Annotated in this window: 11 protein-coding genes; 4 read left to right on the forward strand and 7 right to left on the reverse strand. The window is 72.9% G+C overall.

Annotated features, from left to right (window positions below):
- Positions 1-127: 127 nt before the first annotated feature.
- Both ACFXI4_RS10830 and ACFXI4_RS10835 read right to left on the reverse strand, forming a co-directional pair.
- Positions 128-1,837, reverse strand: coding sequence for a LamG-like jellyroll fold domain-containing protein (locus ACFXI4_RS10830; RefSeq protein ID WP_384989425.1), 1,710 nt, complete (start codon positions 1,835-1,837; stop codon positions 128-130).
- A gap of 117 nt (positions 1,838-1,954) precedes the next feature.
- A complete protein-coding gene (locus ACFXI4_RS10835; RefSeq protein ID WP_384989427.1) occupies positions 1,955-3,568 on the reverse strand; it encodes a serine/threonine-protein kinase in 1,614 nt (537 codons plus the stop codon).
- 194 nt (positions 3,569-3,762) lie between these two features.
- On the opposite strand from ACFXI4_RS10835, the gene ACFXI4_RS10840 reads away from it, so the two are divergent.
- The gene (locus ACFXI4_RS10840) at positions 3,763-4,200 is read left to right on the forward strand and encodes a hypothetical protein (protein ID WP_384989428.1); all 438 of its coding nucleotides are present in this window, start codon (positions 3,763-3,765) and stop codon (positions 4,198-4,200) included.
- A gap of 16 nt (positions 4,201-4,216) precedes the next feature.
- On the opposite strand, the gene ACFXI4_RS10845 is transcribed toward ACFXI4_RS10840, so the two are convergent.
- From ACFXI4_RS10845 to ACFXI4_RS10855, 3 genes are all read right to left on the reverse strand, one after another.
- Entirely contained in the window at positions 4,217-5,908 is a 1,692-nt protein-coding gene (locus ACFXI4_RS10845) for a serine/threonine-protein kinase (RefSeq protein ID WP_384989430.1), read from the reverse strand.
- A gap of 178 nt (positions 5,909-6,086) precedes the next feature.
- Positions 6,087-8,786 (reverse strand): protein kinase, encoded by a 2,700-nt coding sequence (locus ACFXI4_RS10850; RefSeq protein ID WP_384989432.1) that lies wholly within the window; start codon positions 8,784-8,786, stop codon positions 6,087-6,089.
- A gap of 136 nt (positions 8,787-8,922) precedes the next feature.
- Complete coding sequence (locus ACFXI4_RS10855) at positions 8,923-11,013, reverse strand: protein kinase (RefSeq protein WP_384989509.1); 2,091 nt, start codon at positions 11,011-11,013, stop codon at positions 8,923-8,925.
- Between the two features lie 170 nt (positions 11,014-11,183).
- Here ACFXI4_RS10855 and ACFXI4_RS10860 point away from each other — a divergent pair, with 170 nt between their 5' ends.
- On the forward strand, positions 11,184-12,224 hold the full coding sequence (locus ACFXI4_RS10860; RefSeq protein WP_384989434.1) for a serine hydrolase domain-containing protein: 1,041 nt from the start codon (positions 11,184-11,186) through the stop codon (positions 12,222-12,224).
- Positions 12,225-12,252: 28 nt separating this feature from the next.
- Here the strand turns inward: ACFXI4_RS10860 and ACFXI4_RS10865 are convergent, their stop codons facing one another.
- Positions 12,253-13,959 carry a glycerol-3-phosphate dehydrogenase/oxidase gene (locus ACFXI4_RS10865; RefSeq protein ID WP_384989436.1) on the reverse strand — a complete coding sequence of 569 codons (1,707 nt, stop codon included), beginning with the start codon at positions 13,957-13,959 and terminating at the stop codon, positions 12,253-12,255.
- Between the two features lie 290 nt (positions 13,960-14,249).
- Here ACFXI4_RS10865 and ACFXI4_RS10870 point away from each other — a divergent pair, with 290 nt between their 5' ends.
- Together ACFXI4_RS10870 and ACFXI4_RS10875 are read left to right on the forward strand one after the other, a co-directional pair.
- Entirely contained in the window at positions 14,250-15,458 is a 1,209-nt protein-coding gene (locus ACFXI4_RS10870) for a nucleotide sugar dehydrogenase (RefSeq protein ID WP_362728454.1), read from the forward strand.
- A 143-nt stretch (positions 15,459-15,601) separates the two neighbouring features.
- The gene (locus ACFXI4_RS10875; protein WP_384989437.1) at positions 15,602-16,159 is read left to right on the forward strand and encodes a hypothetical protein; all 558 of its coding nucleotides are present in this window, start codon (positions 15,602-15,604) and stop codon (positions 16,157-16,159) included.
- Between the two features lie 70 nt (positions 16,160-16,229).
- Here the strand turns inward: ACFXI4_RS10875 and ACFXI4_RS10880 are convergent, their stop codons facing one another.
- Entirely contained in the window at positions 16,230-17,354 is a 1,125-nt protein-coding gene (locus tag ACFXI4_RS10880) for a GuaB3 family IMP dehydrogenase-related protein (RefSeq protein ID WP_384989439.1), read from the reverse strand.
- Positions 17,355-17,412 lie beyond the last annotated feature (58 nt).

The raw sequence follows: 17,412 nt of genomic DNA on the forward strand, positions 1-17,412 counted from the left end.
ACATGAGTACCTTGCGCACCATGCCCTTGTCGAAGCGGCACGGTCAGCGGACCGCGGAGTCCGGGCCCCGTCCTGCGGAAGGGGCCCGGAGAGGTCCCGGAGGGGGCTCGCGGAGAGCCCACGGCCGTCACATGTCGATGCCACCGATGGCGAGTTGGGCGATCTGGGTCCGGGTCAGGACGCCCGCGTAGGTGTGCACCTCGTCGATCGCGCCGGCCAGGTAGTCGGTACCGCCGTCAGGTGTACGCGTGCGGCCGACCTGGAGTGAACCGGCCGGCGTCCAGACGTTCTCACCGGCGACGTCGGCCGTGGCGGCGGGCTGGTCGTAGGTGACGTAGAGGCGGAGCTGGTCGGCCTTCTCGTCGTACACCACCACGAGGTACTCGTCGCTCGACGCGGCCCAGTCGGCGGGCGCGCTGACCGTCGTGGTGGGCGCGCCGGCCCTGTCCTCGTGGGCCACCACCGCCTCCCAGCTCTGCGAGGCGGCGACATAGCGCAGGGTGAACAGGTCGGTGTGGGCGCCGGGCTGGGACAGCACCGTCATGTCGTGGCCGGCGGCGCCGGTGTCGATGCGGGCGTGCGCGGTGACGGAGAACCCGGCGTCGGTCGGGATGACCGCGGTCGGGGTGCTCGCGTAGTCGCCGTCACCGTCGAGGAGGAGGTCCCCGGTGCCCCACAGGGGGTAGTCGGCCGGCACGCAGTCGGGGTCGACGGCGCAGTCGTCGCTCCCGGTGTTGACGGTGGCGTCCCCGGCGAGGGTGAGCGGCGCGCCGCCGGCCCGGGCCGGGCTGCTGCCGCCAGTGGCGCTGTCCAGGTCCCAGTAACCGATCCGTTGTGCCGAGCGCGCGGCCGCGCCGTCGGCCTCCGCCGCCACGAGCACGCGGTCCCAGACGTTCACGTCGGTGAGCAGCCCGTGCCAGTGACCGCCGGTACCGTCGGCGCCGAGCCGCAGTGCCGCCGCCGCGCCGCCGGCCGCCGTGACGCCTCTGGCCGCCGTGCCGGCCGGGCTCCCGTCGACGTACAGCCGCGCGGTCCCCGCCTCGGCGTCGTACACGGCGGCGAGGTGGGCCCACTCGCCCCGCTCGGGAGCGCCGCCGGTGACGCGCGCGGTGCCGCCGTCCCGGGTGGGGAGGGTGAAGGACCAGACGGGCAGGCCGGTCGCCGGGTCGGTCGCGGTGCCCAGGGTGAAGCCGGAGCCGCGGCTGACCGCGGTCGCGGGACCGTCGAGGGTGTCGGGCCGCACCCAGGCGTCGACGGCGAAGGTGCCCGGCGGGTTCGCGGCCGGATCGAGGCTCAGGTATCCCTCGTCCGTGCCGTCCAGCGCGGCGGCGGAGGCCACGCTCGTCCCGGACGGGCCGGAGGCGTCGAGGGTGACGCCGGTGCCGGGCGTGGCGCCCGAGGGGTGCTGCGGGTCCCAGTGGGTGACGGCCGGGCGGCCCCGCGTGACCCGCACGTAGTAGGTGGTCTGCGCGCTGACCCTGCCGGTGGCGTCGACGGCCTGCGCCTGGAGGTAGGTGGCCGTGTCGCGCTCCGGCAGCCAGCGGAACGCGACCGGTCCGCCGGGCACGGCCGGCGTGAGGGTGTGCGTGGTGTCGCCGAGCCAGCTGTACCGGTACGAGACGACGTCGTCGGAGGCCGAGTCGATGGTGAACGTGCCGTACGTGCCGACACCGTCGTGCCAGGCACCGTCGTCCGGGTACTCGGCCGACGAGACGACGGGTGCCGCCGGCACCGCCCCGCTCTCGGCCGGCGCGGCCGCCGCGACCGGCACCGCAGCGGCCACCGCCAGTACGGCGAACGCGCACGACACCGCCGTACCCCGCCCCACCCTCGTCATCCTCAAGACCTCTCCCCATGTCCGTGACAAGCCCGGGTCAACACCGGGCCAAGAGGAGGATGGCCACGACTCCCGTCCCACGCAACGCATTTGGCGTCCGCACCCGGCGCCAGGCGCTCACCCCGCCACGAACGTGTCCACCGCCACGTCGAAGTACTCCCGCGCCTCCCGCACCTTCCCGACCGGTGCGGACACCCACACGTCGTACATCCGGCCGCCCTCCTCCCAGCACAGGTCGTAGGTGTGCCGGGGGCCCTCCGCCGCGCTGAACCCCTTCCAGGTGAACTCCCAGAAGGCGGCGGGGTGTCCGGAGTGGGTGGTGTCGGTGACCCGGCCGTCGTGGTAGCCGGGGTTCGTGCTCGGTCCTTCGGCGGCCGCCCGCCGCATCGCCGTCCCCGGTCCGCCGGTCTGCGGCTCCGAGACCCTGATGCCGAGCCGGAAGGCCTGCCCGGGCGACAGGTAGAAGACGCGCCGGCCCTGCGGGTCGCGGGTGAAGTCCTCCGGTACGGCCAGGGAGAAGCCGCCAGGGTCCCGCGCGAGACGGTAACCGGAGGGCGCGGGAGAGGAGTTGGCGGCCGAGGGCGACGGTGAAGGGGACGACGCGGCCGACGGGGACCCCGGGGACGGGGTGGTGGCCGTCGGGCGTGCCGTGGCGGCGGTCGCCGTGGTCCCGGGGGCCGGGGTGCCGCCACCCCCTGCGCCGCCGTTGAACAGCAGTACGGCCGCCGACACTCCGGCCCCGGCCATCGCCGCGACCAGCAGCGCGGCGACCAGCACCCCGCGGGGCGAGGGCCGGGGCGGCCGAGCCGGTGCCGGGGCCGGTGGCCAGGGCACGTCCCGCTGGGTCGGCGTGTAGGCGGGGACACCGACGCCCTCCGCCGCCCGGGCGGGCGTCACGGTCCCCGTCTCCAGGAACCCGCGCAGCATCCGCTCGGCCTCCGCCGCGCCCAGCCGCCGCTCGGGGTCCCGCTCCAGCAGCCCGCGGACCACCGGCAGCAGCGGCTCCGACTGAGCGGGTGGCCGGATCTCGTCGGAGACCACGGCGTGCAGGATCCCGCCGAGCGAGTCGCGCCGGAACGGTGACTCGCCGCTGAGAGCCGCGCACAGCAGCACACCCAGCGACCACAGGTCGGAGGCGGGACCGGACCGGGCGCCGGACATCCGCTCGGGTGCGGTGTACTCGGGCGATCCGACGAAGGAGCCGGTCTCGGTGAGCGTGGTGGCGCCCGCGACCTGGGCGATCCCGAAGTCGGTGAGGACGACACGCCCGGTGGCCGTCTCGACGAGCACGTTCGCCGGTTTGATGTCCCGGTGCAGCACCCCGGCCGTGTGCGCCGTCCGCAACGCGCTCAGCAGGGCGATCCCGATCCGCGCGGCCTCCCCGACGTCCACCGGGCCGTTCCGCGAGATCAGGTCGGCGAGCGAACCCCCGACGACCAGCTCCATGACGATGTAGGGCCGTTCGCCCTCCTCGACCACGTCGTGCACCACGATGATGTGCGGGTGGTGCAGCTGCGCGACGGCCTGCGCCTCACGCAGGGTGCGGTCGCGGCGCAGCCGGGCGTCGTCGTCCGGGAGCGAGTCGTCGACGGTGAGTTCCTTCACGGCGACCTGCCGGCCGAGCAACTGGTCGGTGGCGCGCCACACGACACCCATTCCGCCGCGCCCGAGCCGCGTCTGAAGGCGATAACGCCCCGCGATCAGCCGGACGGCTTCCCCGTCGGTCCCCATGGCCACCATGATGCCCCGCCGGACGGATCTCTTCCGGACGGTGACCGGCCAAGTGTGCCGCCGCGGCAACCATCAGAGGTGATCATTTTCGGCCACATCGGGTTTTGAAATGGATACGGGACATGGCAAGCCGCCCGGGCATAAGCCCCGAGCAAGGCGAAGCGGGCGACCGGAAAAGCGCTACCAAGTGAATCATGGAAACCTTATTTTGCCTTTATGGAGAACACATGGAAGCGCCTTCCGTCACGAGTGTCGCGGCGGCGGCCATATTCGCCACGGCCACGGTGACCGATGCCAGCGCGGCGAGTGGCGGCGCGTCGTGCTCCACGTCCGGCGCCTCGGGGAGCCTCACGTTCACCAACTGGTCGGACAATTACGTGGACATCAGCGGCTGGGTGAAGGACACCCCCGCCGACGGTCACCACGTCGCCATTGAACTCATCTCCTCCGACGGCGGCGAGAACCTGAAGGATTGGACCTGGCACCACGAATACGACGGAAACGGATCGACTCTCACCTTCAGCACTCACGCGTCGAGCACCGGCCATTGGCTCCGCTATGCCGGTGTGAGCGTGGCGGTCTGGGAAGGGGACGAGATAGTCGGCGGGCACACCTGCGCGGACTGGGCCTGAGCGCCGCTCGACGCCCTCACGGCGCGACTTCGCCCTCCCGCCAGCCCTGGAGGACGGAGGTGAACTGCTTGCTGGTGGTGGCCCAGTCGTCGGTCGGTGAGGCCGTGTAGATCGCGTACTCGACGCCGTCGCCGGTGAAGTAGCCGACGTCGACGGCCCGGTACGGCCCAGGCACCTTCGCGTCCTTCGGCAGCGCGGTCCACGTGTACTCCCAGCGGGAGCTCGGCAGATCGCGGTACGTGTCCTTCGTCAGGCTCACCGTCTTGAAGTCCACCAGCTTCCGGGCGAGTTGCCCCTCAAGGTTGCGCAAGTGGTCGTACGCGTTGCTGAAGTCGGATGAAGTGTCGACAGCGACGCGTACGAGGTGCGTGCCCCCGTCGGGCGAGTAGTCGATCTGCTCCAGACCGTCCGTCTTCTTGATGGACACCGAGCGCTTCCAACCCGCGGGCAGGTACAGCGTGAAGCCCACAGGGTCTTCGTACCGCTTCCAGCCCGCGGGAATCGTGCCGCCCGGTGCCCCCGTCGCGCCGCCCGAAGAGGTGGAACCGGACGTGGCCGGCGTGATCACACTGCCGGTGTCGTCCTGCTGCTGTCCGGAGTCCCACTTCTTCATGGCGACGGCCGTGCCACCGCCGAGCAGCGCGGCCACGGCGACGACGAGCGCGAGCGTGCGCAGCCGGCGCCGCTTGGGCTGGACGGCGACGGGGGCGGACGGCGCGCCGACGGCCGCCGGCGAGGTCGTGGAGCCCCCCGGGGAGCGCTGCCCGCCGTACGAACTCCCGTACGCCCCGCCCTGCGAGCCGCCGTACGGGCGCTCCTGCGAGCCCCCGGAGTCCAGCCAGGTCCCACCGACGTGCGACTGCGTCGGCACGTACTTTTGCGCCCCGCTCGGCCGTCGTCCCTCCGCCGCCTCGGCGAGCATCTGCTCGGTCTCCTCGGGCCCGGGCCGCTGGTCGGGTTCCTTGCGCAGCAGCGCGGTGATGACCGGTTCCAGCGGGCCCGCGTTGCGCGGTTCGGTGGCCTCGTCCTCGACGACGGCCTGCATGGTGGTCAGCGGTGAGGTGCGGCGGAACGGCGAACGCCCCTCCACGGCGGTGTACAGTGTCGCGCCCAGCGCCCACAGGTCGGAGGACGGCCCGGGGTCGTGCCCGCGCACGCGCTCCGGCGCGAGATAGTCGACGGATCCGACGACTTCCCCGGTACGGGTGATCGTGGTGTCGCCCTCGATCTGCGCGATGCCGAAGTCGGTGAGGAGGACCCGGCCGTCCCGGCCGAGCAGGACGTTGCCGGGCTTGATGTCCCGGTGCAGCACGCCGGCGCTGTGCGCGGCGCGCAGCGCGCGCAGCACCCACAGTCCGATCCGCGCGGCCTCCCGCGGCTCCACGCGCCCGCGTTCCTTGACCTCGTCGGCCAGCGAGTGGCCCTCGACCAGCTCCATGACGATCCACGGCCGGCCGTCGTGTTCGAGGACGTCGTGGACGGTGACAACGGCGGAGTGGTTGATGCGCGCCGCGGCCCGGGCCTCCGCCCGGGTGCGGGCCAGCAGGACGGCCTGGTCGCTCTCGGAGACGTAGAGCGCGGCCGTCAACTCCTTGATGGCGACGGCTCGGTGCAGCACTTCGTCGTGGGCGCGCCACACCCGGCCCATGCCGCCGCTGCCGATGATGTCGGCCAGCCGGTAGCGGCCCGCGATGAGCAGGCCCTGCATCTGATTCACGTTGCCCCGCAATGGTCTTGTCAGGGTCAGACTAAGGACCCCCCTGCGGTCATGGAACGGGTGGGGTCCCACGGAGACAGCACTGTGACGGTTTTCGCTTTCGGCACGGAAAGTGAACAGAATCCGCCCTTCGGAACGGGAACCATTCGACCCGCACCGGCGTTGACGCTCAGCCCGTGTACTTGTACGTCGACGAGGCCTGCTCGTACAGCCGTGTGACCTCGTCCCGTTCCGACTCCGGGCCGCGGACCTGCACGACGTGGTACCGCCCGTGGATCAGGAACACCATGTTCCGTACGAACAGGTCGCCCTGCCCGCTGTCCGTCCAGGTGAACTGCCCCTCGGCCGACACCTGCTGACCCACCGTGATGGTCCGCAGCCCGCCCGCCGTGGCCCAGCTGGAGTCCCGGTACGGCTGCAACTCCCGCTCCTTGTCCCGCTGGTACGTCATCGGGTCGTTGCCGTAGGCCGCCGCGCCGTCCCGCCCGGGGACGACGATCAGCTCGAACTTCCCGTGCGAGTAGATCACCTGGCCGCTGCCGTTGCGCGGTGCGCGGCTCCAGCCCTGGGCGACGGCGACCTGGAAGCCGTCCGGGTCGTCGCGCAGGGTGAAGCCGTCGGCGGCCGTGGCGCCGCCCGTCGAACCGGCGGTGGTCTGCGTCTCGGTGGACGGCGTCGTCGTCTGCGTCGGTGTCCGCCCGGGGGTGGGGCTCGGACTCGGCGCGGCACTGGCCTCGCCGGCCGTGCCCGTCCGGTCGCCCCGCGCCGCGCCGCCGTTGTCCGCGCTGTCCTTCTTCGGCAGGAACAGCATGGCGTACGCGACCGCGGCGGCCAGCAGGAGCAGCACCAGCAGAAGCAGCGTACGGCCCAGCCTGCGCGGGGACTTGGCCTCCTGACGGGCCCGCTTGTGGCGGCCGTGCGGACCGGTCGCCGGAAGTCCGGCCCGCCGCCAGCGCACCAGCTGCCCGCGCCGCCGGACGATCGGCAGCCGGGCCGGGTCGGCGGCGGGCGGAGCGGAGACGACATGCGTGCCGGCGTCCGGCTCGGGCGCGGACCGCACCAGCGAACGCAGCCAGCCGCGCAGTTCCTCGAAGTCCAGCCGCTCGGTGGGGTCCTGGCGCAGCAGCGACTCCACGACCGGCCGGAGCGATCCGCACTCCTCCGCGAAGGCGGGCGGCTCCGAGCACACCAGCTGCACCAGCTCGGCCGTCGACTCCTCCGGATACGGCGCGTGTCCCTGCACGGCCCTGAAGAGCAGCGCGCCGAGCGCCCACAGGTCGGTGGCCGGCCCGATGGGCGCCGCCAGCTGCCAGTTCTCGTGCACGGGCCCGGCCTGTTCCGGCGCCCAGCGCTCGGTCACCGGCCCGACCACGGTCATCCGCACCTGCCGGGCCCGCTCGGCGGCCAGCGCGGTGGCGGGCCCGCGCCGCCCGGTCACGACGGCGCCCGGTTCGCCCCAGCGGGGGGGCTGCGCGGACACGACCGGTCGCGGGAGGTCGGCGCCGGGGCCGAGCGCCGCAAGCGCGGTGCGCTCCGCGGCCGGCGTGCCGGGGCGGGGTACCGCCCCGTGCCAGGGCGAGGGCGCACCGGCCACCCCGTACGGATCGGCGATCTGCCCGGGCGGCACACTGCCCGAGGCCCGCTGCTCGCCGCCCGGCGCCTCCACCTCCAGGTGCGCCTGCCCGTTCGCGTACGGCGGCTGAGCCGCCCCGCCCTCGTGTCCCGGGGCGTAGGGCGGTTGAACGGCCCCGCCCGCGTACGGCGACCGTGCGGCGCCGTTGGCCTGGTCCGGACCGTAGGACGGGCGCGGTACGGGCGTACCGGTTCCGGTGTCCGTGTCGGCCGGCGGCCGGGCGCCGGGAAGCGCGGCCCGCCCGTTCTGCTGGGACTCCTGGACCCGGGCCGCGGCCCTGGCCCCCGCCCGGTACGCGGCGATCGCCCCGGCCCGTGCGGCCCGGACGTCCCCACCGCTCTCCAGCGCGCGCCGCTCCACCGCGCCCGTACCGGGGCCGCCCGAACCCTCCTCCGGTCCGGCTCCCGGCAACCCGCCGGCCGCCCGGGCCTGGATGGCGGCGCGCCGCGCGGCCTCGGGATCCGTCTCCGGCGCGCCGGGCGCCCGCCGCGCGCCGGCCGTACCACCCGACGCACCACCCGTGCTTCCGATGCCCCCGACGGCGAGGCCGCCAGGACCTCCGGGACCGGCCGAACCGCCGGGTGTGGCGGAACCTTCCGCCTCCGCGCCGCCGTCCCCATCCGGCACCGGGTCGTACCCGCACAGTGCCTCTTCCGCCGCTCCGACCGCGAGGCCGGTCAGCATCACCCGGCCGTCGTCGCAGACCAGGACCGTGCGGGCGGTGATGTTGCGGTGCACCCAGCCGTGCGCGTGCAGCACCCGGAGCGCCATCAGCACGTCCGAGGCGACCTCGGCCGCCCGGTACGGCGACAGTGTCCGCTCGGCGAGCATGCTCGCCAACGACCGCGCGGCCACGAACTCGCTGACGATCCAGAGCGAACCGCCCTCGGCGAACACGTCGAAGACCTGGTCGAGCCGGGGATGGTCGGGTATCCGGGCGGCGGCCTGCGCGGCCTCCACGGCGCGGCGCACCGCCGGATCGCTCGGCCGGCGTGTCGCGGTGCGGGCGGCCGGTGGCCGACGCGCGCCACGGTCACGGGCCGTGAACCCGTCGGGCAGCCCCTCGGCGTCGAGCACCTCCGCCTCGACGACCTCCGGCAACGGCACCTGCCGGACGTACACTTCCTGCCCGCTGTAGGTGTCGAAGGCCCGGGTCTCGGTGTGTTCGTACTCGTCGGAGGGGGGCAGGGGCAGGCGGTAGCGGTCGGCGAGTACCCGACCCGCGTAGTCGTCCACGTTGCCTCCCCCGGCCGGCCGGTGGTCAAATCCGCTCGTTTCGCGGGCCGTTCCGCATACCTACCTGGATGCGTACGGTCCGCAACCACTCACGATACGTGCCGGAGGCAAATCGCAATGAGGGGATGCGAATTTGTCACTTGGGCTCGAAGCTCGCCGTCAACGTCTTCCAGGTGTTCTCGCGCAGCTCACCGCTCCAGTCGGCGGCCTTCGCGGTGTACATCAGCGCGTACCCCTGCTTCGGGCTGACGACGAACCCCCGGTCGACGGTCCGGTACCGGGTGCCGCCGTCGACGTAGGTGAACTCCCAGTCGGCCGTGTTCCAGCCGCGGTAGCTCACCTGCGCTATGCGGATCTTCTGGTACTGGGAGCGCACCATGTAGCGCTCCTGGTTCTTCCAGTCCGCCACCGGGTCGTCCTTGGGCGTGCTCGTCCACGCGACCAGCAGCTTCTGCCCGTCGGGCCCGGTGAACCGGTCTCCGGCGGAGCTGCCGGTCTGGAACTTCCAGCCCTTGGGCAGCCCGATCGAGTACCCCTGGCCCCCGTCGTACTTCTGCGCCACCGAGGTGCTGCCGTCGTCACTGCCACTGGAGTTCGACGTCGAGGAACCGTTGTCGTCCGACGTGCCGGTGTCCCCCGAGTTCCCGGAGGTCGAGGCCGCCGCGGAGTCACCGTCCGTCTCCGTGCCGCCGCTCGTGTCCTCCTTGGTGGAGGCCCCCCCGCCGGACCCCGAACCGGAGCCCGAACCGGAACCGGAACCCGCACCCGTGCTCGCGCCCGAGGTGGCCACCGCCTTGGAACCGCCGCTCTTGCCGCTTCCCTTGCCGTCCCCGTCGCCGCCGCCCAGTGTGAGGGCGAGCACGGTGCCGAGCACCGCGAGGGCCACCACCACGGCGATGATCACCAGGGTCCGCTTCGGTACCACGTCCGTGATCGGGGCCCGGGGCACGGACCGGGGTGCCAGGTCCAGGTCCGGCGGCGGCATCACGGGCCACCCGGAATCCGCCTTGCCGGCGGCGGGCCCGGTCCCCGCCGGTCCGCTGCCCGCGCCGGCGGCGGCACCGGAGAGAGGACCGCCGGTGGGACGCGCACCGCCGGTGGAACCGGCAACCGGGGCCGAACCGGAACCGGTCGGGCCCTTGGAGGCGGCCGCCTCGGCGGCGGTGCTCTTCGACCGGGCCACGGACGAGGCACCCGCCGCTCCCGCGGCACCGGCGGCCTTGCGCACGGACCGCAGCGCTCCGCGCAGCTTCTCCCCGGCCTCCTCGCCCCGCCTGGCCGCGGTGCCCTTCTCCTCCTTCGGCGCGTCCGGCTGCGGAGGCAGCGGGACGACCCGCGTGGCGTCGACGGGCGGCTCCTCCGGCGCGCTGATCACCGCGTTGAGCATCGCCCGCGCGCCGGCGTCGTCCAGCCGCTTGGCCGGGTCCTTGGTGAGCAGGCCGTAGATGACGTCCCTGAGCGGTCCCGCGTTCTTCGGCTCCTCCAGCTGCTCGGTCATCACCGCGGTCAGCGTGGCGATCGCCGACCCCTTGTCGTACGGCGGGGCACCCTCGACCGCCGCGTACAGCAGGCCGCCGAGCGACCAGAGGTCGGCCGCCGGGCCTGGCTTGTGACCGCGGGCCCGCTCCGGGGAGATGTAGGAGGGGGCACCGACGAGCATGCCGGTGGAGGTGATCGACGGGTCGCCCTCGACCTGGGCGATACCGAAGTCGGTGAGCACGACCCGGCCGTCGCCCTCGGCGATCAGCACGTTGGACGGCTTCACGTCCCGGTGCAGGATGCCCTCGCGGTGCGCCGACCGCAGCACGTCCAGGATCGCGAGCCCGACCTCGGCCGCGCGCCTGGGCTTGAGCAGGCCGTCCTCCCGGATGACCTCGGCCAGCGACTTGCCCTCGACCAGCTCCATCACGATCCAGGGCCGGTCGTCCTCCTCGACCACGTCGAAGACCGTCACCGCGCTGTTGTTGCGGATCCGGGCGATCGCCTTGGCCTCGCGCAGCGTGCGCGTGATCAGGCGCCGCTTCTCCTCCTCGTCGATGTTCGACGGGAACCGAAGCTCCTTGACGGCCACCGTCCGGCCGAGGGTCTCGTCCTCGGCACGCCACACCGTGCCCATGCCGCCACGGCCGAGCACTCGTCCCAGCCGGTACCGCCCGGCGAGAAGACGGTCACTGTTGTCCTGACGAGTCTCCTGACGGGAATTACCCGCCCGCTCCGCCTCCGACATGCGTCCCCTCATGCAACCCGCCCTGACAGAGCCTTCATTGTCCCTCACCCGACAAGTGCCCGACGCCCAGGGGCCCCCTGATCGCGCATCGGGGCCGGCCGGACGGAACCCCCGGTGACGAGGGCGTCACGCTCGCCGGGATGATGGGCCGCGACAAGGGAGGAATCGGGATGCCTTCGCTTCGGACACTGGTGGCCATACCGGTCTCTCTCGCCCTGCTTGCCTCGGTGGCGGCCGGGTCCGCGTCCTCGGCGGAGGCCACGGACCCGCTCCTGTCACAGTTCGTCTCCAAAGGCCGGGTGCCCGCCGCCGCCCTTCTGGAACACGACGGCGACGACGTCCGCTACGCGTCCGCCGGCCGGGGCATCTCCCGCGCCGACCACTTCCGCGCCGGCAGCATCACCAAGACCTTCATCGCCACCGTCGTCCTGCAACTGGCGGCGGAACACCGGCTGTCCCTGTCCGATCCCGTGGAGCGCTACCTGCCGGGGCTGCTGCGCGGACAGGGCGCCGACGGGCGGCGGATCACCCTGCGCGCCCTGCTGTCCCACACCAGCGGACTCGCCGACTTCACCGGGATCACCCGCGGGGCCGTCCCGCTGACCCCGCTTCAGGCCGTACGCGTCTCGCTCGCCCTCCCCTCGACCGGTCCCGGCCGCTACGCGTACTCCAGCACCGGTTATGTCGTCCTCGGCATGGTCGTCCGCCGGGTCACCGGGCACTCCTACGCCGCCGAGGCGCGACGCCGCGTCATCACACCGCTCCGGCTGACGGGCACCTCCTTCCCGGGCGCGAGGAGAACTCTGCCCGCGCCGCACGGCCGCGCCTACGCGGCCGACGGTTCCGACATCACCCGACTCGACCCGCGGGTGGCCGGCGCCGCGGGCGAGCTGGTGACCACGCTCGACGACCTGGACCGCTTCTACGCGGCGCTGCTGGGCGGCCGGCTGCTGCCCCCGCACTGGCTGCGCGAGATGCTCGGCACCCGTGCCGCGCGCGGCGTGTACGGCCTGGGGATCTTTCCGGTGAAGCTGCCGTGCGGGACCACCGTGTGGGGACACAACGGCCGGATCGCGGGCAGCTACGTGCGCAGCGCCGCCTCGGCCGACGGCCGTCATGTCGTCACGTTCCGCGTGAACACGACGGCGGTCGCGGACCCGGCCCTCGAACCCGCCCTCCTCACGGCGGAGTTCTGCCCCCGCGGCCGGTAGGACCGGGCTGCCGCCCGCCGTCGGCGGCCTACCGCGGCACGATGTCCGGGGCGCCCAGGCGGGCCGCGTCCGCCGTCAGGTCGTCCGGCTGGAGCTGGGACTCCCGTTCCGCCTCCACCCGCTTCTCGTAGTGCTCGACCTCCCGCTCGATCTGGTCCTTGTCCCAGCCGAGGACGGGTGCCATCAGTTCGGCGGCCTCGCGGGCGCTGCGGGTGCCCCGGTCGAAGGTCTCGATGGAGATACGGGTACGGCGGGTGAGGACGTCGTCGAGATGGCGGGCACCCTCGTGGGAGGCGGCGTAGACGACCTCGGCACGCAGGTAGTCGTCGGCCGCCGTGAGCGGCTCGCCGAGAGCGGGGTCGGCGGCGATGAGGTCGAGGAGTTCGTCCGCCATCGAGCCGTACCGGTTCAGGAGGTGCTCGACCCGGGCGACATGGACGCCGGTACGGGCGGCGATCCGGGCCCGCGCGTTCCACATCGCCCGGTAGCCCTCCGCGCCGAGCAGCGGGATGTCCTCGGTGACGCACTCCGCGACCCGCATGTCGAGCCCGTGCACCGCCTCGTCGACCGCGTCCTTGGCCATCACCCGGTACGTCGTGTACTTGCCGCCCGCGACCACCACGAGCCCCGGTGCCGGATGCGCGACCGTGTGTTCGCGCGACAGCTTGCTGGTGGCGTCGGACTCGCCGGCCAGCAGCGGGCGCAGCCCCGCGTACACGCCCTGGACATCGTCGCGGGAGAGCGGCACCGCGAGCACCGAGTTGACGTGGTTGAGCAGGTAGTCGATGTCGGCGCTGGAGGCGGCCGGGTGGGCCTTGTCGAGGTCCCAGTCGGTGTCGGTGGTCCCGACGATCCAGTGCCGGCCCCAGGGGATGACGAACAGGACCGACTTCTCGGTGCGCAGGATCAGGCCGGTCGTGGAGTGGATGCGGTCCTTGGGGACGACCAGGTGGATGCCCTTGGAGGCACGGACGTGGAACTGACCGCGCTCGCCGACCATCGCCTGGGTGTCGTCGGTCCACACGCCGGTCGCGTTGACGACCTGCTGGGCGTGGATCTCGTACTCCCCGCCGCCCTCCACGTCCAGCACCCGGGCCCCGACGACCCGCTCGCCCTCGCGCAGGAACCCGGTCACGCGCGCACGGTTGGCCGCCTTCGCGCCGTAGGACACCGCCGTGCGCACCAGGGTGGCCACATAGCGGGCGTCGTCCATCTGGGCGTCGTAGTACTGGATGGCGCCGACCAGGGCGTCCTTGCGCAGGGCGGGCGCCACGCGCAGGGCGTGACGGCGGCTCAGGTGGCGGTGGCGGGGCAGGCCCCGGCCGTGCCCGCGGGCCATCGACATCGCGTCGTAGAGCGCGACGCCCGAGCCCGCGTACAGGCGCTCCCAGCCCTGGTGCTGGAGGGGGTAGAGGAACGGCACCGGCTTGACCAGGTGCGGGGCGAGCCGTTCCAGGAGCAGGCCGCGCTCCTTGAGGGCCTCGCGGACCAGGGCGAAGTCGAGCATCTCCAGATAGCGCAGGCCGCCGTGGACCAGCTTGCTGGACCTGCTGGACGTGCCCGAGGCCCAGTCACGGGCCTCGACTATGGCGGTGTTCAGGCCGCGGGTGACCGCGTCCAGCGCGGTCCCCGCGCCGACCACTCCACCGCCCACCACCAGCACGTCCAACTCGCGCTCGGCCATGGCCGCCAAGGACTCCGCCCGCTGCTCGGGCCCCAGTGTCGCTGTCCTCACCGCTGCCTCCCGCTCTGCCGCCATGGGTCATGGCTCGTCGTCGGTCGTCGGTCGCATCGGCCACACCCGGCAGGCGGGGCCCATGCCGAAAGTCTGACCGCGATGGCCGACTTCAGCCACCACGCGCCCGCAGCCTGTGGACAACGCTCACCGAACCCCCGGAAGACACACGTACACAATCCCACATAACGTTCATATTTACTCCTAGTCTGACATTGCGCTTCGCTCATCCTGTCCACAGGGCTTGCGCACCTGTCCCGCTTCGGTTACTGGGAAGGACGGCCCACGCCATGCCCGCAGACCTCGCCGTCATGGGACTCGGTCCCTACGGCCTGCCCCTCGCCCAGGCCGCCGTGGCCGCCGGCATCCCCACGATCGGATACGCCACCGGTCCGGAGGCGGGCTCGCTCAGCCCCGCCGAGCTGCGCCGGATGCTCTCGGGAGGCTTCCGTGCGGCCAAGGACCCGGCCGAGCTGGGGCGGGTACGCACGGCCGTGATCTGCGCGCCGACCCCGCGCGGCGCCGACGGCGGACTCGACCTGAGCCGCGTGGAGGCCGCGGCCCGCACCCTGGCCGAGCGGCTGCGCCCGCACACCACGGTGATCCTGGAGTCACCGGTCCATCCGGGGACGACCGAGGACTTCCTGCGGCCCCTGCTGGAGAAGGGCTCGGGCCTGCGCGCGGGGCGCGACTTCCATCTCGCCTACTCGCCCAGTCGGGTGGATCCCGGCAGCCGCGACTTCACCCCGGCCAACACCCCCAAGGTCATCGGAGGTCTCACGCCGGCGTGCACGGAGTCGGCGGCCGCGTTCTACGGCCGGCTCACCGACAAGGTGGTACGCGCGCGTGGCCCGCGCGAGGCCGAGACCGTGCAGCTCCTGGAGACCAACTTCCGGCACGTCAACATCGCCCTCGTCAACGAGATGGCCGTCCTCTGCCATGACCTGGGCGTCGACCTGTGGGACGTCATCCGCTGCGCGGAGACCAAGCCGTTCGGCTTCCACGCCTTCCGCCCCGGCCCCGGCATCGGAGGCCACGGGGTCGCCCAGGACCTGTCCGGGGTCACCGGCCGCGGCCTGCGCATGGTGGAACTGGCCCAGCAGGTCAACACCCGGATGCCGGGCTACGTCGTCCAGCGCGCCGCCGCCCTGCTCAACGAGCACGGCAAGTCGGCCCGCGGCGCGCGCGTGCTGCTGCTCGGCGTCACCTACAAGGCCGACCTCGCCGACCAGCAGGCCACGCCCGCCCGCGAGATCGCGATCCGGCTGATGGAACTGGGCGCCTCGGTCAGCTACCACGACCCGCACATCGCGTCCTGGAACGTCCTGGACCGCCCGGTCCCGCGCGCGGACTCCCTCTACGAGGCGGCCGCCGACGCCGATCTGACGATCCTGGTCCAGCAGCACCGGACATACGACCTCCAGGGCCTGTCGGTGAAGGCACAGTTGCTCCTCGACACCCGCGGGGCGACGCCGACGGGGGCGGCGCACCGGCTCTGAGCCCCGCTCCGCGGCCGCGGAGAAATCGCCAGGAGCGTTGTCACCGGCTCCTGTTAATCTCCCCTCACTCGCGTCGCACAGGTGTGCGCACGCCTCTTCATCTCGCTGTTCGCACAGTGATCCACCAGGGGGGATTTCCTGTCATGAGCCAGTCAGCTCCGCCACCGCCGCAGCCGCAGTCTCCGTCGCAGCCGCAGCCCGCCGACGGCAACCCGTTCGCGCAGCAGCAGGCGTCCGCGCCGTACGCCGCCCAGCCCGGCGCCGTACCCCCGCCCCCGGCGCCGCCCGCGCCGCCCCGGGGCAATGTCGCCCTCGGCCTGGTGGGTGCCGTCGTCGCGGCCGTGGCCGCCGCCGCCCTCTACGGCATGGTCATCGGCCTCACCAAGCACGAGATCGGCTGGGCGGCCGTCGGCGTCGGCTTCGTCATAGGCCTCGCGGCCGGCCGGCTCGGCGGCGGCCGCAAGCCGCTGCTCCCCATCGCCGCCACGCTCCTCGCGCTCGGCTCCGTCTACCTCGGCCAGCTCGTGGGCGAGGCGATGATCGGCGCCGACCAGCTCGACCTGGGCTTCTCCGAGGTGTTCTTCCAGCACTTCGGTGTCGTCCAGGACGCGTGGAAGGAGACGGCCGACCCGCTGACCTTCCTGTTCTTCGCGATCGCTGGGTGGGCGGCGTTCTCGGGCGCCCAGAAGGCGGCCGCCTGACCGGCCCGCGGCGCGCGAAGGGGCCGGTCTCCCGTTTCGGATGACCGGCCCCTTGTCCGTCGTGCGGGACCTACCGCTTGTGCTGGCTGTCCGCCACGGTCACCTCGACGCGCTGGAACTCCTTGAGCTCGCTGTAACCGGTCGTGGCCATCGCCCGCCGCAGTGCGCCGAAGAGGTTCATCGAGCCGTCGGGGGTGTGGGACGGGCCGGTGAGGATCTCCTCGATGGTGCCGACCGTTCCGAGGTCGACCTTCTTGCCGCGCGGCAGCTCCTCGTTGACCGCCTCCATGCCCCAGTGGTGGCCCTTGCCGGGCGCGTCCGTGGCACGGGCGAGCGGGGAGCCCATCATCACCGCGTCCGCACCGCAGGCGATCGCCTTGGGGATGTCCCCGGACCAGCCGACACCACCGTCGGCGATCACGTGGACGTACCGGCCGCCGGACTCGTCCATGTAGTCACGGCGGGCCGCCGCCACGTCCGCGACCGCGGTGGCCATCGGGACCTGGATGCCGAGCACGTTGCGCGTGGTGTGGGCGGCGCCGCCGCCGAACCCGACGAGGACGCCCGCGGCGCCCGTGCGCATCAGGTGCAGGGCCGCCGTGTAGGTGGCGCAGCCGCCGACGATCACCGGGACGTCCAGCTCGTAGATGAACTGCTTCAGGTTGAGCGGCTCGTGCGAGGACGAGACGTGCTCCGCCGAGACCGTCGTACCGCGGATGACGAAGATGTCCACACCCGCGTCCACCACCGCCTTGGAGAACTGGGCGGTGCGCTGCGGGGAGAGCGCGGCGGCCGTCACCACGCCGGAGTCGCGCACCTCCTTGATGCGCGCGCCGATCAGCTCCTCCTTGATGGGGGCCGCGTAGATCTCCTGGAGCCGGCGGGTGGCCTCCTCGGCGGGCAGCCCGGTGATCTCGTCGAGCAGCGGCTGCGGGTCCTCGTGGCGCGTCCACAGGCCTTCGAGGTTGAGCACACCGAGGCCGCCGAGTTCGCCGATGCGAATGGCGGTGGCCGGGGAGACGACCGAGTCCATGGGGGCGGCCAGGAACGGCAGCTCGAAGCGGTAGGCGTCGATCTGCCAGGTGATCGAGACCTCCTTCGGATCCCGCGTGCGGCGGCTGGGGACGACGGCGATGTCGTCGAAGGCGTACGCCCGGCGGCCGCGCTTGCCGCGCCCGATCTCGATCTCAGTCACGTCTGTGGCCTTTCCCTCTTCGTTTCAGCGTCTTCCAGTATCGCCGACAGGCACGGCG

Source organism: Streptomyces sp. NPDC059224, from assembly GCF_042754285.1.
GTDB lineage: Bacteria > Actinomycetota > Actinomycetes > Streptomycetales > Streptomycetaceae > Streptomyces.

Excerpts from the sequence above, each read along its gene's own strand:
- ACFXI4_RS10875 (WP_384989437.1), top strand. The coding sequence starts at position 15,602 with ATGAGCCAGTCAGCTCCGCCACCGCCGCAGCCGCAGTCTCCGTCGCAG.
- ACFXI4_RS10830 (WP_384989425.1), bottom strand. The coding sequence starts at position 1,837 with ATGACGAGGGTGGGGCGGGGTACGGCGGTGTCGTGCGCGTTCGCCGTA.
- ACFXI4_RS10870 (WP_362728454.1), top strand. The coding sequence starts at position 14,250 with ATGCCCGCAGACCTCGCCGTCATGGGACTCGGTCCCTACGGCCTGCCC.
- ACFXI4_RS10855 (WP_384989509.1), bottom strand. The coding sequence starts at position 11,013 with ATGTCGGAGGCGGAGCGGGCGGGTAATTCCCGTCAGGAGACTCGTCAG.
- ACFXI4_RS10860 (WP_384989434.1), top strand. The coding sequence starts at position 11,184 with ATGCCTTCGCTTCGGACACTGGTGGCCATACCGGTCTCTCTCGCCCTG.
- ACFXI4_RS10845 (WP_384989430.1), bottom strand. The coding sequence starts at position 5,908 with ATGCAGGGCCTGCTCATCGCGGGCCGCTACCGGCTGGCCGACATCATC.
- ACFXI4_RS10840 (WP_384989428.1), top strand. The coding sequence starts at position 3,763 with ATGGAAACCTTATTTTGCCTTTATGGAGAACACATGGAAGCGCCTTCC.
- ACFXI4_RS10835 (WP_384989427.1), bottom strand. The coding sequence starts at position 3,568 with ATGGGGACCGACGGGGAAGCCGTCCGGCTGATCGCGGGGCGTTATCGC.